Here is a 25,360-nt window from a genome sequence, read left to right as displayed (position 1 = left end):
GGGACGCACCGGGCGTGACCTCCCCAAATGTGGGAATTGGCGGGTCGTTATATCATGAATCGAGCAAGCAGGGTAGCCACGCGCGCGAAGGAGCTGACTTTCTATGGCACATCATGACGCCAACCGGGACGCAGACCAGGACGTCCGAGTACTCACCGGCGGGGACGACCCGGACAAGGTGGTCCTGCGGGGGCTGACCTTCGACGACGTGTTGCTCCTGCCCGCGGAGTCCCACATCGTCCCCGGCGAGGTGGACACCTCCTCCCAGCTGACGCGCAACATCCGCCTTTCCATGCCGATTGCCTCCGCGGCGATGGACACGGTCACCGAGTCGCGCATGGCCATCGCGATGGCGCGACAGGGTGGCATTGGTGTGCTGCACCGCAACCTCAGCGCGCAGGATCAGGCGGAGCACGTCGACATCGTCAAGCGCTCCGAGTCCGGCATGATCTCCAACCCCGTCACCGCCGCCCCCGACATGACGCTCGCGGAGGTCGACGAGCTGTGCGCCCGCTTCCGCATTTCGGGCCTGCCGGTGGTTGACGCCGACGGCACCCTCGTGGGCATCATCACCAACCGCGACATGCGCTTCGAGCCGGACTTCGGCCGCCGCGTCGCCGACGTCATGACGGCCATGCCGCTCGTCGTCGCCCGCGAGGGCGTGGGCAAGCAGGAGGCGCTGAAACTGCTGAGCGCCAACAAGGTGGAAAAGCTGCCGATCGTCAACGCCGACGACAAGCTGACCGGCCTGATCACCGTCAAGGACTTTGTCAAGAGTGAGCAGTACCCGAACGCCTCCAAAGACGCCGCGGGCCGCCTGCTCGTGGCCGCGGGCATCGGCACCGGCGAGGACTCCTACGAGCGCGCCGCCCTCCTCGTCGAGGCGGGCGTAGACGCCCTCGTCGTCGACTCCGCCCACGCGCACAACAACCGCGTGCTGGAGATGGTCGCCCGCGTGAAGAAGGACTTCGGCGACCGCGTCGACGTCATCGGCGGCAACCTGGCCACCCGTGAGGCCTCCAAGGCCATGATCGAGGCCGGCGCCGACGCCGTGAAGGTGGGCATCGGCCCCGGTTCCATCTGCACCACGCGCGTCGTCGCGGGCGTGGGCGCCCCGCAAATCACCGCGATCCTGGAGGCGTCCGTGCCCGCCCGCGAGGCCGGCGTGCCGATCATCGCGGACGGCGGCATGCAGCACTCCGGCGACGTGGCCAAGGCGCTTGCGGCCGGTGCCTCCACCGTCATGCTCGGTTCCATGCTGGCGGGGACCCGGGAGGCGCCCGGCGACGTCGTCGTCGTGGGCGGCAAGCAGTACAAGCGCTACCGCGGGATGGGCTCGATGGGCGCGATGCAGGGCCGCGGTCTGTCGGGCGAGAAGCGTTCCTTCTCCAAGGACCGCTACTTCCAGGCCGACGTGACCAGCGAGGACAAGCTCGTTCCGGAAGGCATCGAAGGCCGTGTGCCGTACCGCGGCGAGCTCGACTCCATCACGCACCAGATCGTCGGCGGCCTGCGCGCGGCGATGGGCTACACGGGCTCGGCGTCGATCGAGGAGCTGCAGACCAAGCGCTTCGTCCAGATCACCTCCGCCGGCCTGCGCGAGTCCCACCCGCACGACATCACGCAGACCGTCGAAGCGCCGAACTACCACAGCTAAAAGAAGCGGAGCACACACGATGCGCGACTACGTCGAAATCGGGATCGGGCGGGAAGCACGCCGGGCCTATTCGCTCAACGACGTCTCCCTGGTGCCCTCCCGGCGCACCCGTTCGTCCTCGGACGTGGACACGAGTTGGAACTTCGACGCCTACACCTTCGACATCCCGGTCCTGTCGCACCCGACCGACGCGCTGGCGAGCCCCGAGTTCGCCATCGAGATGGGCCGCAACGGTGGCCTCGGCGTGCTTAACGCCGAGGGCCTTCTGGCGCGCCACGCCTCCTTCGAGGAGGCGGTGGCCCGGGTGGCGGGCATCGGCGCGGCGGAGGAGAACTTCGCCCGCGTCGACGAGGTGCTCAGCGGGCGCGCCGCCGCGACGAAGACGCTGCAGCAGCTGCACGCCGCGCCGGTCGACCCCGACCTGCTGAGCGAGCGCATCGCGCAGGTGCGTGACGCGGGCGTGACCGTCGGGGTGCGCGTCTCCCCGCAAAACGCCCGCGACCTTGCGCCCTGCGTGATCAAGGCCGGGGCGGAGATCCTGTTTATCCACGGCACGCTCATCTCCGCGGAGCACGTGCAAAGCGGCGGCGAGCCGCTCAACCTCAAGGAGTTCATCGGTTCGCTGGAGGTGCCGGTCATCGCGGGTGGCGTGTACGACTACACCACGGCGACCCACCTCATGCGCTCCGGCGCGGCCGGCATTATCGTCGGCGCGGGCAACACCAACAGCGCGCAGGCGCTAGGCCTCGGCGTGCCCATGGCCACGGCGATCTCCGACGTTGCCGCCGCGCGCCGAGAGTACCTCGACGAGACCGGCGGGCGCTACGTCCACGTCATCGCCGACGGGGAGATCCGCACGAGCGGGGACATCGCCAAGGCGATCGCGTGCGGCGCCGACGCGGTCATGGTGGGCCGCCCCCTCGCCGCCGCCGAGGAGGCGGCCGGGCACGGCGTGTACTGGGAGGCGGCCTCCGCCCACCCGCGTTTCCCGCGCGGCTCGGTGGAGCCGACCGGCTACGCCTCCGAGCGCCAGCCGCTCGCGTCAGTGCTGCACGGCCCTGCGACCGACCCGTACGGCACGACCAACCTCGTCGGCGGCCTGCGCCGGGCGATGGCCAAGTGCGGCTACACCGACACCAAGTCCTTCCAGAAGGTGTCGCTGGCCGTCCGCTAAGATTTGGGCCGTGACTACTCCTCAAACACGCCCAGTTCTCGTCGTCGACTTCGGTGCGCAGTACGCGCAGCTCATCGCCCGCCGCGTGCGAGAGGCACGCGTTTACTCCGAGGTCGTCCCCTCCACGATCACCGCCGCCGAGGTGCAGGAGAAAAACCCGGTTGCGCTCGTGCTCTCGGGTGGGCCGTCCTCCGTCTACGCGGAGGGGGCGCCGCAGCTTGACCAGGAGATCTTCGAGCTCGGCCTGCCGATCTTCGGCATCTGCTACGGCTTCCAGGTGATGACGCAGGCGTTGGGCGGAAAGGTGGAAAAGACCGGCGCGCGCGAGTACGGCCGCACCGCCGTCACCGCCACCGGCGGCGTCCTCCACGAGGGTCTGCCGGCTGAGCACCCGGTGTGGATGAGCCACGGCGACTCCGTCACGCAGGCGCCGGAGGGCTTCACCGTCACCGCGTCGTCCGCCGGCGCCCCGGTCGCGGCCTTCGAGAACACCGAGAAGCGCTTCGCGGGCGTGCAGTACCACCCGGAGGTGATGCACTCCCCGCACGGCCAGCAGGTGCTCACCCGCTTCCTCACCGAGGTGGCGGGCTTGGAGCAGGAGTGGACCGCCTCCAACATCGCCGAGCAGCTCATTGAGCAGGTGCGCGAGCAGGTGGGCGAGAAGGGCCGCGCTATCTGTGGCCTGTCGGGCGGGGTGGACTCCGCCGTCGCGGCGGCGCTCGTGCAGCGCGCCATCGGCGACCGCCTCACGTGCGTCTTCGTCGACCATGGGCTGCTGCGCCAGGGCGAGCGCGAGCAGGTGGAGACGGACTTCGTGGCCGCCACCGGCGCGAAGCTGGTCACCGTCGATGAGCGCGAGGCCTTCCTGGGCAAGCTCGCCGGCGTGACGGACCCGGAGGCGAAGCGCAAGGCGATCGGCGCGGAGTTCATCCGCTCCTTCGAGCGCGCCGTGGCGGGGGTGCTCTCCGGCCAGGACGGTCAAGACGACCAGGGCGTGGACTTCCTGGTGCAGGGCACGCTCTACCCGGACGTTGTGGAGTCGGGCGGGGGCACCGGCACGGCGAACATCAAGAGCCACCACAACGTCGGCGGGCTGCCGGACGACGTCGAGTTCACCCTCGTGGAGCCGCTGCGCCTGCTGTTTAAGGACGAGGTGCGCGCGGTCGGACGCGAGCTCGGCCTGCCGGAGGTCATCGTCAGCCGCCAGCCGTTCCCGGGCCCCGGCCTGGGGATCCGCATTATCGGCGAGGTGACCGAGGAGCGCCTAGAGACGCTGCGCGCCGCCGACGCGATCGCCCGCGAGGAGCTCACCCGGGCGGGCCTCGACGAGCAGATTTGGCAGTGCCCGGTCGTGCTGCTTGCCGACGTCCGCTCCGTCGGCGTGCAGGGCGACGGCCGCACCTACGGCCACCCTGTGGTGCTGCGCCCCGTCGCCTCGGAGGACGCGATGACGGCCGACTGGGTGCGCGTGCCGTACGAGGTGTTGGAAACGATTTCTACCCGCATCACCAACGAGGTCGAGGCCGTCACCCGCGTGGTGCTGGATGTGACCTCGAAGCCGCCGGCGACGATCGAGTGGGAGTAGCCGCCGACTAGGAGCTTGCGCCTTCGACGGTGATGTCGCCGATGCCGACGTCGACGGTGAGGGTGAGGGTCGGCCCCTCGGCGTCGTCGTTGAGCACGCTCGGGCAGTTGTGGGTGCCGATGCCCACTTCGCACGCGAACTCGACCCGCACGTCGCGCGGCGGGACGATGGTTACGGTGCCGATGCCGTGGTCAATGGACACGGAGCGCTCGCCCTCGAGCGGGCGCAGTCCCGCCATATCGAAGCGGGCGGTGCCCACCGAGCTGTCGTAGGTGTCCGCGAGGTCATCCTCGATGACGTAGGAGCGCGTGGCGTCGTTTTCCGTGAGTACGGCGGGGATCTTGGGGCCGACAGCGGCAGCGGCTATGGCGACGACGGTGATGGGGACGAGCGCGATGAGCACGCCGCGCAGCACGTTGCCGCGTTTGCGCGTGGACGGCGCGCCCTCGACCGGGGCGGGGTCGGGCAGGTGCCACAGCTGGGGTGCGGCGCCGAGCGGGTCCCAGCTCGGGGGGGTCGCAGCGCTAGCTGCGGGGTGCTCGTAGCCTGCGGGCACCGTCAGCGATGTCGTGTCGATGCGCCGCGTGTCGTCGCCGGGCGCGGCGTCCGTCGTAGCCGTGGCTATGGGCGCGGCCGTGTCCGTACTTGCGGACGTCGCCGGGCGGGGAAGCAGCCCCTCGGGCGGCACTGGGTGGGACCGATGCAGAAGGTAGATCGCGCCCATCCCCAGCGCGAGGGTGACAAGGGCGGAGGCGGCCCAGCCGCCGTCGCTGACGGCGATGGTGGGGAAGAAAAGGACAAGGCCGACGATAAGCGCCCACCCTGTATCGCGCTGCTTCTTCTCGACGTCATTGAGACCGCTCTTGTCGGCGTTCACGGCGCGCCAGGGTGAGGTCGTGGTGCCGAAGAGCGGCATGTTGAGCCAGAACAGCAGGTAGAGGAAGATGCCGCCGCCGAAGGCGAGCGTGAGCGCGACGAAGGCGAGGCGGACAAGGACGGGGTCGATGCTGTAGCGAGCGCCGATGCCTTCGCAGACGCCGGCGAGGACGGCGTTGCCGCCTTGCTTCTCGGGGATACGGGGCGGGCGGGTGGCCCACAATTCCTGGAGTGTGCTGTGTGTCGTTTCCATGCCCTTAGTGTTGCCCACCGGGCCCGCCCGCACCATCGGGATCTGCCCCGAAATGTGAATTCAGGGGTTTCCCCGATGCTGCCCGGGTGGTGCCCGTGGGAAGATGAGCGCATGTCTCATGCACACGCGGCCGCGGCGTCGGCGCTGTACCCGAAGTTTGTCCGGCTGCGGCGCGATCGCATTGTCGGCGGGGTCTGCGCGGGAGTGTCCGCCCATCTTGGGGTGGACGTGCGGTGGGTGCGCCTGTTTTTTGCGGGGGCCTGCTTCGCCGCGGGCGTGGGGCTGATCCTCTACTCGCTGCTGTGGATGTTTACGCCGCTGTGCCCGCCGGGGGAGGAACCCCAGACGGAGTCGGGTCCGGCGTGGCCCGCGACCACCTCCTACCTGCTCGCCGCGATCGGCGTCGTGGGTGCGATGGTGTCGCTGTCCGTGTTCGGTGGCGCGAACTGGGTGGTCGTCTTTGTCGCGGGCGTCGTGGCGGTGGGCGCGGTGGTCGCGTGGCAGGCCTACGACCGCGGCTTGAGCTCAACGCGCAACTTCCTCGCGCTGGCGCTCGGGATCGTGCTGGTGATGGGCGGGGTGACGGCCGTGGCGTTCGTCGGCGAGGACGGGGGCACGACAGGCGTGGTGGTGGCCGTGCTGGCGGCGGTCACCGGCGTGGGTCTGCTCGTGGTGCCGCTGCTGGTCCGGCTTGCCACCTCGCTCGCGGAGGAGCGCAAGGCCACCGCGGTGGCGGACCAGCGCAGCGAGATCGCGTCCCGGCTGCACGATTCGGTGCTGCAGACGCTCGCGTTGATTCAAAAGCGGGCGGCGGATCCGGCGGAGGTCGCCCGCCTGGCGCGTAGCCAGGAGCGCGAGCTTCGGGCGTGGCTTTTCGACGCCACCCCCGGCGCACGCACGGAGGACCTTACGTTGTTCGGCGCCCTCGCCAAGGCGGCCGGGGAGGTCGAAGACCTGCACGCGGTGACGATCCGCCCCGTCACCGTCGGCGACGACGCTGCGTTTACCGGGGCGACGGAGCCGGTGGTGCTCGCCGCCCGGGAGGCGATGGTGAACGCGGCGAAGCACGCCGGGGTCGACCGCGTCGACGTCTACGCCGAGAACCTGGGCGGCGAGCTGGCGGTGTACGTGCGCGACCGCGGCGCCGGTTTCGACCCGGCGGCGGTGGCGGCGGACCGCCACGGGGTGCGCGACTCCATCGTCGCGCGGATGGAGCGCGCGGGAGGGACGGCGACCGTGCACTCGGAGCCGGGGGAGGGCACCGAGGTGGTGCTTAGCCTCGCACTATGACGCCCGCCGCGCCCAGCAGCGAGGCGGCGACCTTGTCGGTTTCCTGCAGGAAGGGGGCGTCGGTGCCGGGGAGTGGGGAGATGGTCGTGTCGGCCCATTGGCCCCCGGTGGGGATGCCGGCGATGTGCAGGCGTGGGTCGAGGCTGCCGTCGGGGTGGACGGTGCGCCGGGTGACGGCGTCGGTCTCCGGGGCGGGGGAGGCGATGTCGTGGGGCGTGAAGGGGCGCACGCGGTCGGCGTCGAGGAGCGAGCGCGTCAGGGGGTCGGCGGCGTGGCGGATGTCGGGGCCGGGGAGGAAGGCGTCGGCAAGCGTGTGAGCGGTGACGCTGCGGCCCGAGCTGGTGAGGGTGAAGTTGCCGCCGGCGGCGGTGAGCGTGGGGCGGTCGCCGAGGAAGGTGACCAGGCCGGCGTCGACGAGGGCGAGCAGCTCGCGGGTGCGGAACAAGGGCGGGCCGGAGCCGACCATCTGGCCGAACGCGAGGAAGGAGCGCAGGGAGGTCAGACGGTCGGCCTCCGCGACGCGGCCGTTGTCCATGGCCAGCTGCGTGGGGCGGCGGGCGGAGGAGATCTCCCAGAGCGCGGCCTTGAGCGGCGAGTCCCACGCGGCGACGGCCTCGGCGATGTCGCGCTCGAGGCGCCCGGCGACGCGGCTCGTGAGCGCTGCGCGGTCGAGCGTGGAGGCGCCGCGAAGCGGGGCGATCCACTCGAGCATGTCGAAGGGCTCGCGGCTGAGCCCGTCGAGTTCCGCGTTGAGCGCGGCGGGCACCGCCTCGATGTCGGTGGGGGAGGCGCTGGCCTCGAGGTCGGCGGCGTCGATGAGGCGCAGGATCTCCTCGACGGGCGCCTCAAGAGCGGCGGGGCGCACGCGGTCGAGCTCCTCGTAGTAGAGGGCGTAGGCGTCGCGCACGAGCGCCGGCCAGATCTGCGTGCCAAAGCTCACGGGCGCGGCCTGGGCCGACGCGGACTCTAAGGCGGCGCGCAGGCGGCGCAGGCGCGCCTGCGGCGGCAGCGAGTGGTACTCGGATTTGGGCAGGTAGGGGTAGCCGCGGCCCGAGGCCACCACGAGGCGCGGCTCGCGCCCGGAGGGCTCGTAGCGCAGCCCCGCGCGGGCGGAGTGGTCCTCGACGAAGCGCCCGCCGCGGTTGATGGTCGCCAGCGCCATGAGGTCGAAAAAGCCCATACCCAGGCCACGCACCAGGACGTCCTCGCCGGCGGGCAGGGCGGCGACGTCTTGCTCGACGGGGTTGCCGGGGCGCACCCACGTGCCGCCGCCGGGCTCGGGGGTGACGCGCGGCAGTACCCAGCCGGTGGACAGCGCGGTGGCGTCGGCGAGGACGGTGGTGCCGTCGCTGAGCTCGATGGCGTCGCGGCCGTCGCGCTCGGAGATCGCCAGCGCGCGGGCGTTGTGGGTGTGCACGGAGACGGTCTCGGGAAGCTGCGCGAGGGCGACGCCGAAGACCCAGTGCAGGTACTCGCCGTAGAGGGCGCGCGAGGGGTTGGACTCGGGGCGGGTGGCGGCGATTTCGGCGGAGTAGCGGCTGAGGTGCTCCGGGGCGGCCGGGTGGGCGTCGTAAAGCAAGCGCGCGGGCGCGGAGACCTGCTCGCGCTCGCCGCGCTGGAGCTGGATCCACTCGTACATGGTGGGGCCCTCGAGCGCGGGCGCGCCGATGGTGGCGCCGGGCTCTGTGAACAGGGTGACCGCCCCGGCGAGGGTGTTCATGCACAGCGTGAGCGTCTGGTCCGTGCGCCAGACGCGGCCTGCGCCGATGTCGGAGTCGTCGATGAGGTGCAGCGCGAGACGGGGCGGGGGAGCGGTCGAGGCCGCGAGGTAGGCAGCGATGCGCTCGATGGTGGAGATGCCGCGCGGGCCCATGCCCACGAGCGCGACGGACATCTCAGAGGACACAGCGGTGTCGGCGGTCTCAGCGTGCATGCCTTCTACCGTACCCCGGCCCGTTATAGACCAATCGGTCTGTTTGAAAGAAACAGGTTCGTCTATGTATGGTAGCCTCCGTGTTTTAACGGCGCCAGCGCGTGACGGGCGAGAGCCAGAAAGGAATGCGTGGAGTGAAGGTGGGCACAGCGAAGGCGAGGACAACGGCGGCCGGGGCCATCCTGGCCGCGGGGGCCCTCGTAGCGGGCTGCGGCGCCCCGGCGGGTTCTGTCAAGCCCCCGGACACCGTCGCGCAGCCGGAGGGCGGGGAGATGATCACCTACCTCGAGCCCAACTGGTTCACCTCCCTGTACCCGCCCTCGGCCGGCTTCTACCCCAACGGCGGCGTGGTCAACCAGATCACGGACCGGCTGCTCTACCAGGACCCCGTGACGCTCGAGCTACACCCGTGGATCGCCACCGAGCTGCCCGAGGTCAACGAGGACGCCACCGAGTTCACCTTCACCATCCGCACCGACGTGACCTACTCGGACGGCACGCCGATGACGGCGCAGAACATCGTGGACAACATCGACCTTTTCGGCCGCGGCGACGCCTCCCGCGTGCTCAGCGCGTCCGAGCAGATCAGCGGCTACGACCGCGGCGAGGTCCTCGACGAGGACACGGTGCGCTTCCACTTCACCGAGCCGGCCCCGGGCTTTCCCCAGGCGGTCTCCGTCTACAACGCGGGCTTGCTTGCCGACGCCACACTGGCCTTCACCAACGAAGAATTCGGCCCGGGAAACGCCGTCAACGTCATCGGCTCCGGGCCCTTCGTCATCGCCGACGAGGAGATCAACACCGAGCTCACGCTCGTGACCCGCGAGGACTACGACTGGGCCCCTCCGGTGCGCGAGCACCAGGGCCCGGCCCGTATCGGCGGCGTGCGCTACGTCCACGCCCCCGAGGAATCCATGCGCACCGGCGCCGTGCTCTCGGGGCAGGCCGACATCGCCCGCAGCATCACCGCCCCGGCGGAAAGCTACCTGGAGGACGCCGGCGTGACCGTCGAGTCGCGCGGGACCAACTCCATGAACAACCAGCTGGCGCTGCGCTTCGACCACCCGCTGCTGCGCGACATCCGGGTGCGCCGCGCGATCTTCCACGGCATCGACCGCGAGGAAATCCTGCGCGTGCTGTTTTCGCCCTCCTACCCGCTGGCCAGCGCGCCGGTCGCCGAGAACGGGCTGGGCCATCGGACCCAGGACCCGCAGGCCTACGCCTTCGACCCGGACAAGGCGCGGCGCCTGCTCGCCGAGGCAGGGTGGGAGCCCGGCCCGGACGGCATCCTGGCCAAAGACGGGGAGCGGCTCGCCCTGCGCGTCAACGTCGCCGGCCCGCAGCCGCGCTCGCGCGAGGTGCAGACGATGATCCAGGAGCAGCTGCGCGACATCGGCATCGAGCTGAGCATCAACTCTGGCGACAACGCCAGCCAGAACGCCGACGCCAAGGACCCCGAGAAGATTCAGATCTACCACTCCATGGTGGGCCGGGCGGACTACGGCGCCATCGAGTCCCTGTACTCGGTCACGGCCCGCGACGTCTTTGTCAACCGCCCCTTCGACGAGGAGGGCGCCGCGGGCGACGAGGACGGCGCTGCCGTTGCCGACCAGCACCTCGAGGACCTGCTGCAGATGACAGTCTCGCTGCCGGACGAGGCAGACCGCGCAGAGGTGGTCGGCCGCGTGCAGGACTACGTCACGGAGCAGGCGTACGCCCTGCCGCTGTTCGAGGAGCCGCAGGTCTACGCCCTGTCGCCCCGGCTCAAGGGCTTCGACGTCGAGGCCGTGGCCCGCCCGTCGTTCTACGAGGTGTACGTGGACCACTCCGAGCGCTCCGGCACGGGGAACACGCACGCAGAAGGGAGCGCACAATGATCCGCTACGCGCTGCGCCGCCTGGGGCAGGGGCTCATCGTCCTGCTCATCGCCTACACGGTGGCGTTTTTCCTGCTGTCGGCGCTGCCCTCCGACGGCGTGATGGCCCGCTACGCGGACCCCGCGCTGGGGCTGTCCCAGGCGGAGATCGAGGAGATCCGCCGCGAGCTTGGCGCCGACCAACCCGTCATCGTGCAGTACGTCACCGCCCTCGGTGGCTTCCTCACCGGCAACCTGGGCTACTCGGTGCGCACCGGCACGCCCGTGGGAGCTCTCATCGCGGACGCGCTGCCGGCCACGCTCGCCCTCGCCGGCGCGGCGATCGCGCTGGCCGCGCTTCTCGCGCTGCTCATCGCGTACGTGGCCACGCTGCCGCGGATGGGCGTGATCGGCTCCTTCTTCCGCGCGTTGCCTTCCTTCCTGGTCTCGCTTCCGGGCTTTTGGGTGGCGATCCTGCTTCTGCAGTTCTTCTCCTTCCGCCTCGGTTGGGTCGACGTCATCGACCCGGGCCCCGTCGAGGGGCTCATCCTGCCGACGCTCACGCTCGTGGTGCCCATGGCCGCGCCGTTGATTCAGGTGCTCATCCGCTCCATCGACGAGGTCAAGGCGCAGCCCTTCGTGCAGGTGCTGCGCGCCCGCGGGGCGGGGGAGTCGCGCATCTTCTGGGGCAACGTGCTGCGCAACGCCGCCCTGCCCGCGCTGACCATGACGGGCTTGCTTTTCGGCGAGCTCATCAGCGGCGCCGTGGTCACGGAGACGGTCTACGGGCGCACCGGGCTGGGCTCGCTCGTGGTCACCGCCGTGTCGAACAGGGACACCCCGGTGCTGCTCGGCGTGGTCCTCGTGGCGGCGGTGGCCTACGTGCTCATCAACTTCATCGTCGACATGCTCTACCCCGTGCTCGACGTGCGCCTCCGCGACGCGGGCGAGCAGCGGGGTCGCCCACACGCGACCGCCAGGGAAGAAAGGACGAGCGCATGAGCCAGGCACTCACCCCTCCTACTACCGGCGTGAGGGCCCGCACCCGGCGGCGTCGCCGCGCCGCGGCGCAGCGGTGGACCGCGCCGGGCTCGATCGTGGCCATCGTCATCCTTGCCGTCGCCTTCCTCTGGGCGCTCGTGCCCGGCGTCTTTGCCACGTGGGACCCGTATACGGGAGTCGAGGAGGCGCTTCAGCCGCCGAGCGGCGAGCACTGGTTCGGCACCGACTCCGTCGGCCGCGACGTGTACTCCCGCGTGGTCTACGGCGCCCGCCAGTCGCTGTTCGGCGCGCTGCTCGCCGTCGCGGTCGGCCTCGTCGTGGGCACGGCGCTCGGCCTAGTCGCCGGGGCGCTGCGCGGCTGGGTGGACACCGTGATCATGCGGCTTGTCGACGTCTTCCTTGCCATCCCGGGCATCCTCCTGTCGCTCTCCCTCATCATCGTGCTGGGCTTCGGCTCCTTGCAGGCGGCGTTCGCCGTGGGCGTGACCACCATCGGCACGTTCGCCCGCCTCGCGCGCGCGAACGTGATGACGGTGGCCCAGGCCGACTACGTCGAGGCCGCCTACGGCTCGGGGGCGACGCGCATGCAGGTGTTGTGGCGCCACGTGCTGCCGAACTCGCTCACCCCGGTCGTCGCGCTCGCCGCCCTGCAGTTCGGCACCGCCGTGCTGCAGCTGTCCATCCTGGGCTTCTTGGGCTACGGCGCGCCGCCGCCGGTGCCGGAGTGGGGCCTGATCATCGCGGAGGGGCGCGACTTCATGGCGTTCGCGTGGTGGACCATCACGCTGCCCGCCCTGGCCATCGTGGCCACCGTTATGTCGGCGAACCGCCTGTCGCGCAACATCGGTGGGGAGGAGAAGTAAATGGCGACGAAGCAGCACAAGAGCGGGCCCTCGCTCGTGGTAGAGGGCCTGAGCGTGGACTACGGCGAGGTGCGCGCCGTCGACGGCGTCAGCTTTACGGTGCGCCCGGGGACAATGACGGCCCTTGTTGGCGAGTCGGGGTCGGGGAAGACGACGTCGGCTCTGGCGTCGATAGGCTTGCTCAGCCCGTCCGCGACGGTCGCCTCAGGCTCGGTCGTGTTCGACGGCGCGGAGGTGCTGGGCAGCTCCGACGCGCAGTGGCGCGCCCTGCGTGGCCGGCGTATCGGGCTGGTGCCGCAGGACCCGAACAACTCGCTCAACCCCCTGAAGACGGTCGGCGCGTCGATCGAGGAGGGCCTGGCCATCCACGGCGTGGGGGACGCGGCGCAGCGCCGTCAGCGCGCGGTGGAGCTGCTCGAGCAGGTGGGCATCGACGACCCGCAGCGACGCCACGGCCAATACCCGCACGAGCTGTCGGGCGGCATGAAGCAGCGCGTGCTCATCGCCGCGGCCGTCGCCCTTGAGCCCGAGGTGCTTATCGCCGACGAGCCGACGTCCGCGCTGGACGTGACGGTGCAAAAAACCATCCTCGACCTCATCGACCGGATGCGCGAGGACCTCGGGCTGGGGATCCTGCTGATCACGCACGACCTCGCGGTGGCGGGCGACCGCGCCGACGACATCGTTGTCATGGAGCGCGGCCGCGTCGTCGAGGCGGGGCCGACGGATGTGGTGCTCGCGAACCCGCAGCAGGACTACTCGCGCCGCCTGCTCGCGGACGCGCCCTCCCTCGCCTCCGCCAACGCCTACCGGCGCCCCGCCCCCACGGGCGAGACCCTCCTCGAGGTCCGCGACCTGACGGTGCGCTTCGGGGACTTCACCGCCGTCGACGGAGTGAGCTTCGACGTGGCCCGGGGCTCCACCCACGCGCTCGTGGGGGAGTCCGGCTCGGGCAAGACCACCACCGGCCGCGCGGTCTCGCTGTTTCGCGCCCCCACAGCGGGTGCGATCCGCTTCGGCGGCGAGGACGTCACCGCGGTCTCGGAGGCGGGGCGCCGGGCGCTGCGCAAGCAAATCCAAATGGTCCACCAAAACCCTTTCTCCTCCCTGGACCCGCGCATGTCGGTTGAGGACATCGTCGCCGAGCCGCTGCGCAACTTCGACGGGTTGGACACACGCGCGGCCCGCGCGAAGGCCCGCGAGTTCCTGGAGCGCGTGGCGCTGAGCCCGGAGCAGGCGCAGCGGCGTCCCGCGGAGCTGTCCGGCGGGCAGCGCCAGCGCGTCGCCATTGCCCGGGCGCTCGTCGTCGAGCCGGAGCTCGTCGTGCTCGACGAGGCGGTCTCGGCCCTCGACGTCACCGTGCAGGCCCAGATCCTGCGCCTTCTGGACACCCTGCAGAGCGAGCTCGGCCTGACGTTCATCTTCATCTCCCACGACCTCGCCGTTGTGCGGCAGGTCTCGGACACCGTCAGCGTCTTCAGCGCCGGAACCCAGGTAGAAACGGGGCGTACCGACGAGGTCTTCGCCCACCCCCAGGCGCAGCTCACTCGCACGCTTATCGACGCCATCCCGGGCGCAGTCTTCCGCGCCCGCGAGTTAGGAGAGTTCTTTGTCTGAGTCTAACCCCAACGTCATCGACCTTCTGTCCGGCGCGCCCGCCGACGTCGCCGCCGTGCGCGGCAAGCGCCCGGACGCCAGAGACAACGCGGAGGCCAGCTTCCGCGCCCTGCTCGAACCGGACGAGCCCGGGGGCTTGTCGCAGGCGTGGCGCTACGCCGTGGCCACCTTCGTCGCCGGCGTCACCGGCAACGCCACCGCGCGGGACTTCTACCGCGAGCTCCTCGTGGAGGAGGTCGAGGACGGCCCGGAGGGCGAGGCGCTTGCTCGGGGCGTCGATACGGCGATCGCGCGCGGGGTGTCCACGGGGCCGTACTCGGGCGGGGGCTTTGTCACCTTCGGGCCTGAGTCTGGGCTCAGCGGGCCCCTCGCGGCGGCCTTCGACGTCGCGCACCTGTTCACCTTCCACCCGAAGGACGCCTCGCCGGCGGCGATTGGCCACCTGCAGGAGGCGGGCTGGAGCGACGACGCGATCGTCTCTCTCGCCCAGCTCATCGCGTTCCTGGCCTTCCAGCTGCGCGTCGTCCACGGCATGGCCGTGCTCGCCGGCCGCCCGGCGCCTGCGGGCGAGGCGGAGCGCGCGGACGGCGTCGGCACGCCGGGCTGGGAGCCCGGGCCGCGCACGCTGCGCCCCGACGTCGTCGCGCCGGAGGGCTTCGTCGCGCATTCGCTGGGGTGGAAGCCCTGGCTGGCGGACCTGCCGAAGGAGGAGTTCACCCAGCGCCACCTCGACGCCCTGATCAAGCCGGAGCGCATCGGCTCCGAGTACTTCCGGCTCCTCGCCCGCGACCCGGAGGCGCTGAAGGCGCGCACGCTGACGGACCTGGACATCTTCTACAACACGGACGGCGGGCTGGGGCGCGCCGAGCGCGAGCTGGCCGCCACCGTCGTGTCGCGGTTGAACGGCTGCGAGTACTGCGCGTCGGTGCACCAGGCCCGTGCGAAGGAGGAAGGCGGCGACGCCGAGGCGATCGACAGGCTCCTGCAGGAGGGCGTGGGCGCCGACCTCGGCTCGCCCCTGTGGGACGCCATCCGGGAGGCCGCCCTGGCGCTCACGACGACGCCGGTGGGCTTCGCCCCCCGCCACGTGGAGCAGCTGCGCGCGCAGGGGCTCGACGAGGTCAGCATCGTCGACGTCATCAACTCCGCCTCGTTCTTCAACTGGGCCAACCGTCTCATGCTCGGCCTCGGCCAGCCGGACGTGCCCAAGCGCTTCCGCTAGACGGGCTAATCTGAGGGGCATGCTGCGCGTATTTCTCGTCGATGACCACTCCGTTTTCCGCGCCGGCGTGCGCGCCGAGCTCGCCGACACGATGGACATCGTCGGCGAGGCGGGCACCGTGCCCGAGGCCATCGCCGGCATCAACGAGACGAGCCCCGACGTCGTGCTTCTCGACGTCCACATGCCCGACGGTGGGGGCCTCGCCGTCCTCCGCGGCGCCGCGCCCGGGCCCCGCTACCTCGCCCTGTCTGTCTCCGACGCGGCCGAGGACGTCATCGCCCTCATCCGCGCCGGGGCCCGCGGCTACGTGACCAAAAATATCGGTGGCGCAGAACTCGCCGAGGCCATCGCCCGGGTCCACGGCGGCGATGCCTACTTCTCCGCCCGCCTGGCCGGCTTTGTCCTCGACGCCTTCGTCTCCGGTTCTGACGCCGGCCCTGGGGTCGTCGACGACCCGGAAGGCGAGCCCGTGAAGATCGACGACCCCGCCGTCGACGCCCTGACGCGCCGGGAGGTGGAGGTGCTGCGCCTGCTCGCCCGCGGCTACACCTACAAGGAGATCGGCAAACAGCTGTTCATTTCGGTCAAAACCGTCGAGACGCACGCCTCGAACATCCTGCGCAAGACGCAGACCTCCAACCGCCACCAGCTCGCGCGCTGGGCCGTGGACCGCGACCTGGACTAGGTGTCCGCCGCCGGGCGGCCGCGGCGTGTGCGCTTTTTGTGAACTGCTCCCCATTAGTTGGACTGAGAAATCAGTTGCTAACAACTAGTGGGGAGCATGTTCTTTGAGAGCACGTAGTTCGCTGAGTGAAGTTCAGCGTGAGCAGTTAGTCGACCTTTTTGAGCAGGGAATGGGTTCCCACGCCGCTTCTCGTGTTGTCGGTGTCTCGAGGGATGCAGCGCGCTGCCTCTATCGCCGTTTCCAACTGCGTGGCAGGCTATGTCTCGTGGAGAAACCGAACAAGCAGCGCTACTCCTTCGAGACGAAGAAGGAGGTTGTGGAACGTCATCTGGCCGGTGAGTCGAAGATGGATCTTGCCCGAGAGTTCAATCTTTCATCCGATCAACTCGTCAAGGACTGGGTGATTAAGTGGCGCAAAGGCGGCGACGAGGCTCTGCGCCCGAAGCCGAAGGGCAGGCCGAAAGGTTCAGGCAAACCGAAGGTGCTTTCTGAGGAAGAAAAGCTTCGCTGCCAGGTTGAACGGCTGGAAGCGGAAATCGCCTACTTAAAAAAATTGCGGGACTTGAGGAACCAGGGACACGCCTAAAAGCCCAGGCGATCGTCATCCTCAAGTCACACCACCGCTTGGAGTACCTCCTGGATGCGGCCGGCATGGCACGCTCGACTTTCTTCTACCACCAGAAACGACTCACCGCACCGGATAAACATGCCGAGCTCAAACAGGCGATCCGGGACAGTTTCGAGCGCAACAAACACCGCTACGGCTACCGGCGGGTACTGCTCGACCTTCGTAACCAGGGCTGGATAGTTAACCACAAACTTGTCTTAAAGCTCATGCGTGAGATGGGCTTGAAGGCCAAGATCCGCCTGCGCAGGCCCTACGTCTCCTACGCAGGCACAACCAGTCACATCGCCGAGAACACACTCGAGCGCAACTTCACCCCGGATAAGCCCAACTCTGTTTTCGTCAGCGACGTCACCGAGTTCAAGGTCGCCGGCCGCAAGGTGTATCTCTCACCGGTGATGGACCTGTTCGACCGCGCAATCGTCGCCCACACAGTGGCCACATCGCCGACTACAGCGTTGACCTCGGCCTCGTTGGCGCAGGCGATCGAAGCGTGTGCTCCAGAGCCGGGCTGGATGATCCACACCGATCAAGGATTCCAGTACCAGCACTCATCCTGGCGCACCCTGATTAGCCAGCACCATGGAGTCCAGTCAATGTCACGCAAAGGCAATTGCTACGACAACGCGGTCATGGAGAACTTCTTCGGCCACCTGAAAACCGAAATGTTCCACGGAGAAGTCTTCGACACCATTGAGCAATTCATCGCCGCGGTCGACGAGTACATCCAGTGGTACAACACGCAACGACTCCAACAACGACTCAAGGGCCTGACCCCGATGCAATACCGGAATCAGACCCTGGAAACCCTAACCACCTAGAATTAAACGGTTGCGTCCGCTAGCGTGGTGTACCTGTGACTGTCGGTGAGGGACCTCATGAACGTGTGAGGCGGCCACCGCAGTACCTTTCGAATCAATTCCAACATCTCCTCGAAAGGAACCAACGCGATGACCGCTGGACCCAATCATATCGACCCGACCGCCTACCTTGATGAGCTGCTCGCCCAAGCATCCCCGGATCTGATGCGTCAGATGCTGCAGGACTTCATCAACCAGATCCTCTCCACCCAAGCAGACAGCATCTGCGGGGCCGACTACGCCACAGTCAGCGACACCCGCACCAACCACCGAAACGGCTACCGCCACCGCGACCTGGACACACGCGTGGGCACCATCGACGTGAGAATCCCGAAACTTCGCCACGGATCATTCTTCCCCGACTGGTTGTTGGAGCGCCGCTCACGAGCAGAACGCGCCCTGGCCACCGTCGTAGCCACCTGCTACCTCAAGGGGGTCTCCACCCGCCGCATGAACGACCTTGTCGCCACCCTCGGGATCACCAACCTGTCGAAGTCACAGGTGTCTACCATGGCCAAAGAACTCGACGTGATGGTCGAAGACTTCCGCACCCGCCCGTTGGACACCGGCCCCTACCTCTATGTTTCCTGCGACGCGCTGACGATGAAGGTGCGTGAAGGCGGGCGCGTCGTCAAAACCAGCGTGCTGCTGGCCACCGGGGTTAACGCCGACGGGTACCGGGAGTTGCTTGGTATGCAGGTCGCCACCGCCGAATCGGCCGCGTCGTGGACCGGGTTCTTCCGCGACCTGAAAGCCCGGGGCCTGGATCAGGTGTACCTGGTCACCAGCGACGCCCACCTAGGCATCCAAGCCGCTGTGGGTGACTGCCTACCCAACGCATCCTGGCAGCGGTGCCGCACCCATTTCGCGAAGAATCTGTCATCGATGGTGCCGAAAACCCAGTGGCCGACATTGTCGGCGATGTTTCACACGATCTTCCAACAACCCGACGCCCAGGCCGTGTGGGACCAGGCCCGAGACGTCATTGAGTTTTGCCAGCAGAAGTTCCCCCATGTGGCGGATTACCTGGAGGAATCCTTGGACGACCTGCTGGCGTTTACGAACGCGCCGAAAGCGGTGTGGACGAAGGTGTGGTCAAACAACCCCACTGAAAGGCTCAACCGGGAGATCAGACGTCGCACCGACGTCGTGGGGATCTTCCCCAACCGCGACGCCGTCGTGCGTCTGGTCGGGGCGGTACTCGCCGAGCAACACGATGATTGGATCCAGCAGAAACGCTACATGTCGCTAACCAGCCTGGAACAGACCAAGACGATGATGACAGCCACCGTCATTGATGCCGGCGAATCCACTCAGGAGGTTGCATGAGCCCACGCCAGCACCGAGCTCGTGACGGCCCCTGACACCGTCATCCTGCTTGTTCATATCGGAAGGCAGATACACCACCACCGTGGACTTGACCGAATTAAACCAGTCCAACTTTCGGGGGCTAGTTCATTGCGCGCGGGTTTTTGTTGAGGTCGACCGTGGTCGACGTCAGCGTTTTGGGGGTTGCGCGACCTGGGGTTTTATACCCGGGTTTTTGTTGAGGTCGACCGTGGTCGACGTCAGCGTTTTTCGGCTTAGGGCGACCTGGGGTTTTGTGCCCGGGTTTTTGTTGAGGTCGACCGTGGTCGACGTCAGCGTTTTCGGCTGAGTGCGACCTGGGGTTTTGTGCCCGGGTTTTTGTTGAGGTCGACCGTGGTCGACCTCAGCGTGTTGGGGGTTGCGCGGCCTGGGGTTTTATACCCGGGTTTTTGTTGAGGTCGACCGTGGTCGACCTCAGCGTTTTTCGGCTCAGTGCGACCTAGGGTTTTGTGCCCGGGTTTTTGTTGAGGTCGACCGTGGTCGACCTCAGCGTTTTTCGGCTCAGCGCGACCTGGGGTTTTGTGCCCGGGTTTTCGTTGAGGTCGACCGTGGTCGACCTCAGCGTTTTTCATCCCAGCGCGACCTGGGGTTTCGCGCGCGGGTTTTCGTTGAGGTCGACCGTGGTCGACCTCAGCGTGTTCCACCCCAGCGCGACCCGGGGTTTCCGTTGAGGTCGAGCAGAGCCCAACTGACGCCTCCCGCAAGTGGTGCCACCCGTCGGGCAGGCGAAAAACATACCCTCGGCACCTCAACCTGCATAGAAAACATGTTCTATCTTGGCTGTTGCTCGTGGTGGCGTGGGAGTGCATACTGAATCCCGTGAGCGGAACACGTATTCGAATGGCGGCGGCGGGTAAAGCAGCTGCTCAGACGAGTAGGGCTGAGCAGATTGCTGAGCTGCGCTCGCGTATGGAGGCGCTCGGTGTAGAGCAGGAACGCTCGTCCGTGGAGTCGACGCTGACCCTCCCTGTTGGAGAGAGTCTTCGAATGCTGTTCCCCGGTGGCGGCCTGCCGCGCCGGGCGGTGAGCCACGTCAGTGACACGCCCGCTCTTGTCGTGGAGCTCATTGCGCAGGTCGCGGCGAAAGGGGGGTTTTGCGGTGTGGTGGGGTGGCCGGAGCTCTCCTATGCCGGGGTGCCGGCGGAGGACGCGGGGCGCGTCGTGGCGGTGCCCGAGCCGGGCATTGATCCGCTGGGGGTGGCCGGTGTGCTGGCGGAGGGGCTTGACCTCGTGGTTCTGCACACCCCGCAGCGCCTCGAGCTGTCCCCGGTGCGGGCGCGTCCGCTGCTGGCCCGGCTGCGTCAGGGCCGCGCGGCGTTGGTGGCGGTGGGCACGCGCGTCCCCTCGCCGGCGCTGGAGGTGGCGGGCGAGGTCGTGGCCATCCATGGGGTGGGGCGAGGCAGCGGGCGGATCACGGGCCTGGATATCCGGGTGCGGGTGCAGGCCAAGGGCGCTCGTCCGGCGTCTGGCGTGATCACGCTGGGGCCGGGCCCGCAGGAGCGCCCGGCGTTGAAGGTGATGAAGTAGCGTGCGCGTCGCCGCCGTGTGGTTTCCGGACTGGCCGGTGCAGGCGGCGCGGCTCGAGGCGGAGGACGAGCTCGCCGAGCCGGTCGCGGTGGTGGCCCAGCACCGCGTCAAGGCGTGTTCCGCCGCGGCGCGCGAGGCGGGGGTGCGGCGGGGGATGAAGTTGCGCCACGCTCAGGCGCTCGTGCCCGCTGTGAGCGTTGTGGAGGACAACCCGGACCGCGACGGGCGCACGTTCGCCGCCTTAGCGGCGAGCTTCGATGAGGTCGCCTCGTCCGTCGAGGTGCTGCGGCCCGGTCTCGTGGTGGTCGACGCCGCCGCCGCGGGGCGTTTCCACGGGGGTGAGGATGTGGCGACGGAGATGCTTCTCGACGCCGCCTCGCGCCGCGGCATCGACGCCTTCGCAGGTGTTGCCGACGAGATCGCGACGGCGGTTATTGCGGCGCGGGCGTCGGCCGTCGTGAAGCCTGGCGGCTCCGCCCGCTTCTTGGCGGGCCTGCCGCTGCGCGTGTTGCTGGCGGAGGTGGCGCTGGGCGCTGACGCGCAGACGGTGACGGAGCTGGGGCAGTTGGGCATTGCCACCCTCGGCGACCTCGCGGCGGTGCCCGCGACAGCGATGACCACGCGTTTCGGCGCCGCGGGTATGCACCTGCACCGCATCGCCCGTGCGGCCCCGGACCGCCGCGTCGCCCCGGAGCTGCCGGTGGCGGATCTGGCCGTCGCGGTCACTCCGGACGAGCCGATCGACCGCGTCGACGCCGCGGCCTTCGCCGCACGCGCGCTCGCGGCCGGGCTGCACGAACGGCTGAAGGCTGCCGGCTGTAACTGTCTGCGCCTCAAAGTGGTGGCCGAGCTGGAGACGGGGCAGCGCGTCGAGCGCGTGTGGCGCACCCGCGAGGCGCTCAGCGAGTCCGCTACGGCCGACCGCGTGCGCTGGCAGCTCGACGGGTGGCTCACCAGCGGTGGGGCGGGCGCGATCACCTCCCTCATCCTTGAACCGCTCGAGCTGGCGCAGCCGGAGGAGGTCGCGCAGCTGTGGGGCGAGGCCGCGGGCACGGACACGGCGCGGCGCGTGGTCGAGCGGGTGCAATCGCAGCTGGGCATCGACGCCGTCGTTCAGCCCATCCCCGTCGGTGGGCGCGGGGTCGCCGAACGGGTCGCCCTCGTCCCTTTCGGCGAGCAGCCCCCGGAGGCGCAGCGGCACGCGTGGCCGGGGGCGATCCCGCCGCCGTTGCCCGCCCGGCTCGGCGGGGGGATCGAGCACCCAGCGTCCGCAGTCACGCTTATCGACGCCTCAGCGCAGCGCATCGGTGTCACAGCGGAAGCCCTGCTCACCGCCGCGCCCTACGCGATGGCGTGGGGGCAGGAGCGCTACCTCGTGACGGGGTGGGCGGGCCCGTGGCCGGTGGACGAGGGCTGGTGGGGTGCGCGCCCGCATAAGGTGGCGCGGCTGCAGGTCGTCGGCACGCGAGAAGGAAGCGATACCCCGCAGGCCTGGCTGCTGGTGTGGACGAGGGGGAGGTGGCGCGTCGAGGCCGTCTACGGCTAGTGAGCGCCCACCGGCCGTCGAGCCCGCGCAGCTAGGACTTGAGGATGTCGACGACGAGACGCGTGGGGTTGTCCAACACCTGTACCGAGAAGGGCTTTTCCGAGCGCAGGCCGACGACGACTTGGCTGCGGCCCTCGGAGGTGCCCACGTTGAGCACGTCGACGATGTTGGTCGAGCCGCCCGAGGTGTCGACGGGGACGGGCCCCAGGCCCAGCTCGAAGGGGTAGATCGTGCCGTCGATGTAGATGTTGAGGAAGGCGGAGCCGACCACGTTGAGCGGCCGGCCCGTTGCTTCTTCCATGGGGGAGGGCACGTAGTCGACGTACCAGCCCGGGGTGCCTGTGCCCGCCAGGTCGACGACCACGCGGTCGAAGGCCTTGTGACTGCCCACGCGCACGCCGGTGACCGCGAGCTCGGTGGGCTCCACGGGGCGCATCGTCTTCGGGGCAGCGTCCGGCGTGCCCAGCGGGGCAAGCTCCGTGGCGGTGGCGGAGGGGGTCGAGGTAGGCAGGGAGGCGACGCGTTCTTCTGAACCGGGGTCGCCGGGGCCCGGAGCCGCGCAGCCCGCGAGGGACGCTGCGGCTGCGGCCACGGCGGCCACCACACCTACCTTAAAATTCATGCGCATTATGCTAGTGACATTCAGGAAGTAAGTGAAATGCTCTGCCGAAAAGAGACGATATTGTTGCTTTGTTTCACCGGCGCGGGGCCATTTCGCGGTTAGGGTTGCCTAAAGTTATTAAAGTGGGGGGTATGAGCGACACGGTGGAAATGCTTTGCTCCGACAACGAGGTCGAACCGCTGCCCGGGACCGCCAAAAAGGGAGTGGTCTACGTCCTGTTCGAGTGGCCGGGTAGCTGGAGCCACGACATCCTCGACGGCGACACCTTCGGCCCCGAGCTCACCGCCAAGCTGAAGGACCACATGGCCACATGGGGCGCGTCGCTGCAGCTCATCCGCCACCCCACGCGGGAGGGGCGGCAGATCAAAGATCACCACCTCTACATCGTGTTCAGCGACATCGGGCTCACGGAGGTCAAGCATGTCGACGGCCCCGAGGCGATCCTCGACCTCGACCTGTCCGGGCCGGGGCGCAACGACGCGATGGCGCGCCTGGCCCCGCTCGTGCTCGTGTGCACCCACGCCAAGCGCGACCGGTGTTGCGCGATCAAGGGGCGCCCGCTGGTCAACGAGATTGAGCGGCGCTACCCCTTCAAGGAGGGCCGCGACGTGGTGTGGGAGACCTCGCACATGAAGGGCCACCGCTTCGCCGCCACGCTCATGCTCATGCCGTGGGGCTACAGTTTCGGGCGGATGAACCTAGAGGCGACCGTCGCCATGCTCGCCGAGGCGATGCGCGGGCTGTTCTTCGTTCCCGGCAACCGCGGGCGAGGAATCTATTCGCCAGTCGGCCAGGCCGCGGAGATTGCGGTGGCCTCCCACCTCGCCGGCACAGGGGAGCGGGTCATGTACGGCCAGCTCCGCATCGCCTCAGAAGACACGGACGACAACGAGGCCACGGTTGGGGTGGCGGACACCGGCTCCGGCGCCAAGTACACCGTGAGGCTGCGCCGCCACGCGGTCTCGGGCATCATCTCGTCCTGCGGCGACGCCCCCAAGGACGGGTCGTACTGGCAGGCGCAGGACGTCACGCTGACGCAGAGCTAAAAAAAGGGCGGGGGAGCCATCCCCCGCCCACGCGCGCCCATGTGCCTAGCGGCGCATGACCTTCTTCGACAGCCAGTTGCCCAGGAACTGGGCCAGCTGCACGATCACCACGATGACGATCACCGCGGCGAAGGTCACCGAGGGCTGGAACTGGCGGTAGCCGTAGACGATGGCGAAGTCACCGATGCCGCCGCCGCCGATGTAGCCGGCCATCGCGGACATGTCGATCACGGCGATGAAGATGAAGGTGTAGCCGAGGATCAGCGGGCCGAGAGCCTCGGGCAGGATCACCGTGCGGATGATGTGCCAGGGGCCAGCGCCCATGGAGCGGGCCGCCTCGATGACGCCGGGGTCGATGGCCACGAGGTTCTGCTCGACGATGCGGGCCACGGTGAAGGTGGCGGCGACGCACATGACGAAGGTGGCGGCCTCGCGCCCGATGGTCGTCCCCACGACGTTGAGGGTGATGGGGTAGAGCATCGCGATCATGATGATGAACGGGATCGGGCGGAAGAAGTTCACCAGGATGTTGATGATCCAGTAGATCGGGGCGTTCTTCAGAATCCCGCTCGGGCGCGTGGTGTACAGCAGCAGGCCGAGGATGAGGCCGAAAATGCCGCCGACGACCATGGTGATGCTGACCATCACCAGGGTGTCGCCGATGGCCTCGACGAAGAGGGGGCCGAGCCGGTCCCAGTCCGGGCCAGCCGCGAGGACGAACTGGTTCATCGGGTGATCTCCTCAATGTCGGTGGTGTTCTGGAGGGTCGTGAGGAACTCGGTGATGGCCTCGTCGCTGCCGTTGAGGCGCACCGTCATCTTGCCGAAGGAATGGTGCTGCAGCGTGGTGATGCCCGCGTGCACAGGCTGCACCGACACGCCCTTCTCGCGGGCGCGGGCCGCGGCGCCGAAGAAGCCGGAGTCCTCCGTGAGGTTGACGGTGAACAGGCGGCCCGGCGCGTCGAGAAGCGCCGCGACCTCGACCTCGTCGGGGGTGTCGCGCAAGCTGGTGGCCACGAAGCGGCGGGTCACCGCCGCCTGCGGGTCCGAGAACACCTTGTAGGTGGAGCCGTACTCGACCACCTTGCCGTTTTCCATCACCGCGACCTTGTCGGCGATGGAGCGAATGACCTCCATCTCGTGGGTGATCACGATGATGGTGATGCCCAGCTCCTCGTTGGCGCGGCGCAGGACGGCCAAGACCTCCTGCGTCGTTTCCGGGTCGAGGGCGGAGGTGGCTTCGTCGGCAAGCAACAGCGAGGGGTTGGTGGCCAGGGCGCGGGCGATGCCCACGCGCTGCTTCTGGCCGCCGGAGAGCTGCTCTGGGTAGTTGCTGCCGCGGTCGGCGAGCCCGACGAAGTCGAGCAGCTCCGCCACGCGCTCCTTGCGCTGCGCCTTCTTCATCCCCGCCAGCTCCAACGGGTAGGCGATGTTACCCGCCGCGGTGCGCGATTGCAGCAGGTTGAACTGCTGGAAGATCATGCCGACGTTGCGGCGGATGGCGCGCAACTTCTTCTCGCTCATGCCGACGACGTCGGTGCCGTCGAGCAGGAGTTCGCCACCCGTCGGCATGTCGAGGCCGTTGATGAGCCGCACAAGCGTCGACTTGCCGGCGCCCGAATAGCCGATGACGCCGAGGATCTCTCCGGGCTCGACGGTGAGGGTGACCCCGTCGACCGCGGTGACATCGCGGCCGCCGGAGGTGAACACCTTGGACACATCCCGGAGCTCGACCCGGGTACCGGTTGTGGACAC

Annotated in this window: 19 protein-coding genes and 1 pseudogene; 15 read left to right on the top strand and 5 right to left on the bottom strand. The window is 68.8% G+C overall.

Annotated elements, in window-relative coordinates; genetic code table 11:
- Positions 1-103 precede the first annotated feature (103 nt).
- From guaB to guaA, 3 genes are read left to right on the top strand one after another with little or no spacing between them, the layout of a single operon-like run.
- Entirely contained in the window at positions 104-1,657 is a 1,554-nt protein-coding gene (gene guaB, locus BLT81_RS08445; RefSeq protein ID WP_019194016.1) for an IMP dehydrogenase, read from the top strand.
- Between the two features lie 19 nt (positions 1,658-1,676).
- The gene (locus tag BLT81_RS08440; protein WP_019194017.1) at positions 1,677-2,831 is read left to right on the top strand and encodes a GuaB3 family IMP dehydrogenase-related protein; all 1,155 of its coding nucleotides are present in this window, start codon (positions 1,677-1,679) and stop codon (positions 2,829-2,831) included.
- A gap of 10 nt (positions 2,832-2,841) precedes the next feature.
- Positions 2,842-4,416 carry a glutamine-hydrolyzing GMP synthase gene (gene guaA, locus BLT81_RS08435; protein ID WP_019194018.1) on the top strand — a complete coding sequence of 525 codons (1,575 nt, stop codon included), beginning with the start codon at positions 2,842-2,844 and terminating at the stop codon, positions 4,414-4,416.
- Between the two features lie 7 nt (positions 4,417-4,423).
- Here guaA and BLT81_RS08430 read toward each other — a convergent pair whose 3' ends face one another.
- Positions 4,424-5,545: a PspC domain-containing protein gene (locus BLT81_RS08430; RefSeq protein ID WP_083337302.1), complete on the bottom strand. Its 1,122-nt coding sequence runs from the start codon at positions 5,543-5,545 to the stop codon at positions 4,424-4,426.
- A 111-nt stretch (positions 5,546-5,656) separates the two neighbouring features.
- Here BLT81_RS08430 and BLT81_RS08425 point away from each other — a divergent pair, with 111 nt between their 5' ends.
- Positions 5,657-6,835 (top strand): ATP-binding protein, encoded by a 1,179-nt coding sequence (locus BLT81_RS08425; RefSeq protein ID WP_019194019.1) that lies wholly within the window; start codon positions 5,657-5,659, stop codon positions 6,833-6,835.
- Here the strand turns inward: BLT81_RS08425 and BLT81_RS08420 are convergent.
- On the bottom strand, positions 6,819-8,768 hold the full coding sequence (locus tag BLT81_RS08420; protein ID WP_019194020.1) for an FAD/NAD(P)-binding protein: 1,950 nt from the start codon (positions 8,766-8,768) through the stop codon (positions 6,819-6,821). The genes BLT81_RS08425 and BLT81_RS08420 overlap by 17 nt on opposite strands.
- A 134-nt stretch (positions 8,769-8,902) precedes the next feature.
- On the opposite strand from BLT81_RS08420, the gene BLT81_RS08415 reads away from it, so the two are divergent.
- From BLT81_RS08415 to BLT81_RS08360, 10 genes and pseudogenes are all read left to right on the top strand, one after another.
- Positions 8,903-10,645 carry a TIGR04028 family ABC transporter substrate-binding protein gene (locus tag BLT81_RS08415; RefSeq protein ID WP_019194021.1) on the top strand — a complete coding sequence of 581 codons (1,743 nt, stop codon included), beginning with the start codon at positions 8,903-8,905 and terminating at the stop codon, positions 10,643-10,645.
- Entirely contained in the window at positions 10,642-11,625 is a 984-nt protein-coding gene (locus BLT81_RS08410; protein ID WP_019194022.1) for an ABC transporter permease, read from the top strand. The genes BLT81_RS08415 and BLT81_RS08410 overlap by 4 nt, the downstream gene beginning before the upstream one ends.
- Complete coding sequence (locus BLT81_RS08405) at positions 11,622-12,488, top strand: ABC transporter permease (RefSeq protein WP_019194023.1); 867 nt, start codon at positions 11,622-11,624, stop codon at positions 12,486-12,488. The genes BLT81_RS08410 and BLT81_RS08405 overlap by 4 nt, the downstream gene beginning before the upstream one ends.
- Positions 12,489-14,105, top strand: coding sequence for a dipeptide ABC transporter ATP-binding protein (locus BLT81_RS08400; protein WP_019194024.1), 1,617 nt, complete (start codon positions 12,489-12,491; stop codon positions 14,103-14,105).
- On the top strand, positions 14,098-15,327 hold the full coding sequence (locus BLT81_RS08395; RefSeq protein WP_019194025.1) for an alkylhydroperoxidase domain protein: 1,230 nt from the start codon (positions 14,098-14,100) through the stop codon (positions 15,325-15,327). Before BLT81_RS08400 ends, BLT81_RS08395 begins: the two co-directional genes overlap by 8 nt.
- Positions 15,328-15,349: 22 nt before the next feature.
- Positions 15,350-16,012 carry a LuxR C-terminal-related transcriptional regulator gene (locus BLT81_RS08390; protein WP_172812423.1) on the top strand — a complete coding sequence of 221 codons (663 nt, stop codon included), beginning with the start codon at positions 15,350-15,352 and terminating at the stop codon, positions 16,010-16,012.
- Positions 16,013-16,170: 158 nt separating this feature from the next.
- Positions 16,171-17,458, top strand: a pseudogene (locus BLT81_RS08380) (IS3 family transposase).
- A gap of 129 nt (positions 17,459-17,587) precedes the next feature.
- Positions 17,588-18,826, top strand: a complete 1,239-nt coding sequence (locus BLT81_RS08375) for an IS256 family transposase (protein ID WP_083337246.1) — start codon at positions 17,588-17,590, stop codon at positions 18,824-18,826.
- 858 nt (positions 18,827-19,684) lie between these two features.
- On the top strand, positions 19,685-20,392 hold the full coding sequence (locus BLT81_RS08365; RefSeq protein ID WP_231286623.1) for a hypothetical protein: 708 nt from the start codon (positions 19,685-19,687) through the stop codon (positions 20,390-20,392).
- A 1-nt stretch (position 20,393) separates the two neighbouring features.
- The gene (locus BLT81_RS08360) at positions 20,394-21,938 is read left to right on the top strand and encodes a Y-family DNA polymerase (protein WP_019194295.1); all 1,545 of its coding nucleotides are present in this window, start codon (positions 20,394-20,396) and stop codon (positions 21,936-21,938) included.
- A gap of 31 nt (positions 21,939-21,969) precedes the next feature.
- Here BLT81_RS08360 and BLT81_RS08355 read toward each other — a convergent pair whose 3' ends face one another.
- Positions 21,970-22,560 (bottom strand): AMIN-like domain-containing (lipo)protein, encoded by a 591-nt coding sequence (locus tag BLT81_RS08355; protein ID WP_040421439.1) that lies wholly within the window; start codon positions 22,558-22,560, stop codon positions 21,970-21,972.
- Positions 22,561-22,691: 131 nt separating this feature from the next.
- Between BLT81_RS08355 and BLT81_RS08350 the strand changes: the two genes are divergently transcribed.
- Positions 22,692-23,606 (top strand): sucrase ferredoxin, encoded by a 915-nt coding sequence (locus BLT81_RS08350; protein WP_019194297.1) that lies wholly within the window; start codon positions 22,692-22,694, stop codon positions 23,604-23,606.
- Between the two features lie 45 nt (positions 23,607-23,651).
- Here BLT81_RS08350 and BLT81_RS08345 read toward each other — a convergent pair whose 3' ends face one another.
- On the bottom strand, positions 23,652-24,335 hold the full coding sequence (locus tag BLT81_RS08345; protein WP_019194298.1) for a methionine ABC transporter permease: 684 nt from the start codon (positions 24,333-24,335) through the stop codon (positions 23,652-23,654).
- A complete protein-coding gene (locus tag BLT81_RS08340) occupies positions 24,332-25,360 on the bottom strand; it encodes a methionine ABC transporter ATP-binding protein (RefSeq protein WP_019194299.1) in 1,029 nt (342 codons plus the stop codon). Before BLT81_RS08340 ends, BLT81_RS08345 begins: the two co-directional genes overlap by 4 nt.

It is taken from the genome of Corynebacterium timonense (genome assembly GCF_900105305.1).
Taxonomy (GTDB): domain Bacteria; phylum Actinomycetota; class Actinomycetes; order Mycobacteriales; family Mycobacteriaceae; genus Corynebacterium; species Corynebacterium timonense.
Note: the sequence above shows the minus strand (reverse complement) of the source record. Positions and strands in the feature narration are given on the sequence as shown.

Bases quoted from the DNA above. Each gene is read 5' to 3' on its own strand.
- BLT81_RS08425 (WP_019194019.1), top strand. From the start codon at position 5,657: ATGTCTCATGCACACGCGGCCGCGGCGTCGGCGCTGTACCCGAAGTTT.
- guaB (WP_019194016.1), top strand. From the start codon at position 104: ATGGCACATCATGACGCCAACCGGGACGCAGACCAGGACGTCCGAGTA.
- BLT81_RS08400 (WP_019194024.1), top strand. From the start codon at position 12,489: ATGGCGACGAAGCAGCACAAGAGCGGGCCCTCGCTCGTGGTAGAGGGC.
- BLT81_RS08345 (WP_019194298.1), bottom strand. From the start codon at position 24,335: ATGAACCAGTTCGTCCTCGCGGCTGGCCCGGACTGGGACCGGCTCGGC.
- BLT81_RS08430 (WP_083337302.1), bottom strand. From the start codon at position 5,545: ATGGAAACGACACACAGCACACTCCAGGAATTGTGGGCCACCCGCCCG.
- BLT81_RS08375 (WP_083337246.1), top strand. From the start codon at position 17,588: ATGACCGCTGGACCCAATCATATCGACCCGACCGCCTACCTTGATGAG.
- BLT81_RS08355 (WP_040421439.1), bottom strand. From the start codon at position 22,560: ATGAATTTTAAGGTAGGTGTGGTGGCCGCCGTGGCCGCAGCCGCAGCG.
- BLT81_RS08405 (WP_019194023.1), top strand. From the start codon at position 11,622: ATGAGCCAGGCACTCACCCCTCCTACTACCGGCGTGAGGGCCCGCACC.
- BLT81_RS08420 (WP_019194020.1), bottom strand. From the start codon at position 8,768: ATGCACGCTGAGACCGCCGACACCGCTGTGTCCTCTGAGATGTCCGTC.
- BLT81_RS08350 (WP_019194297.1), top strand. From the start codon at position 22,692: ATGAGCGACACGGTGGAAATGCTTTGCTCCGACAACGAGGTCGAACCG.
- BLT81_RS08440 (WP_019194017.1), top strand. From the start codon at position 1,677: ATGCGCGACTACGTCGAAATCGGGATCGGGCGGGAAGCACGCCGGGCC.
- BLT81_RS08410 (WP_019194022.1), top strand. From the start codon at position 10,642: ATGATCCGCTACGCGCTGCGCCGCCTGGGGCAGGGGCTCATCGTCCTG.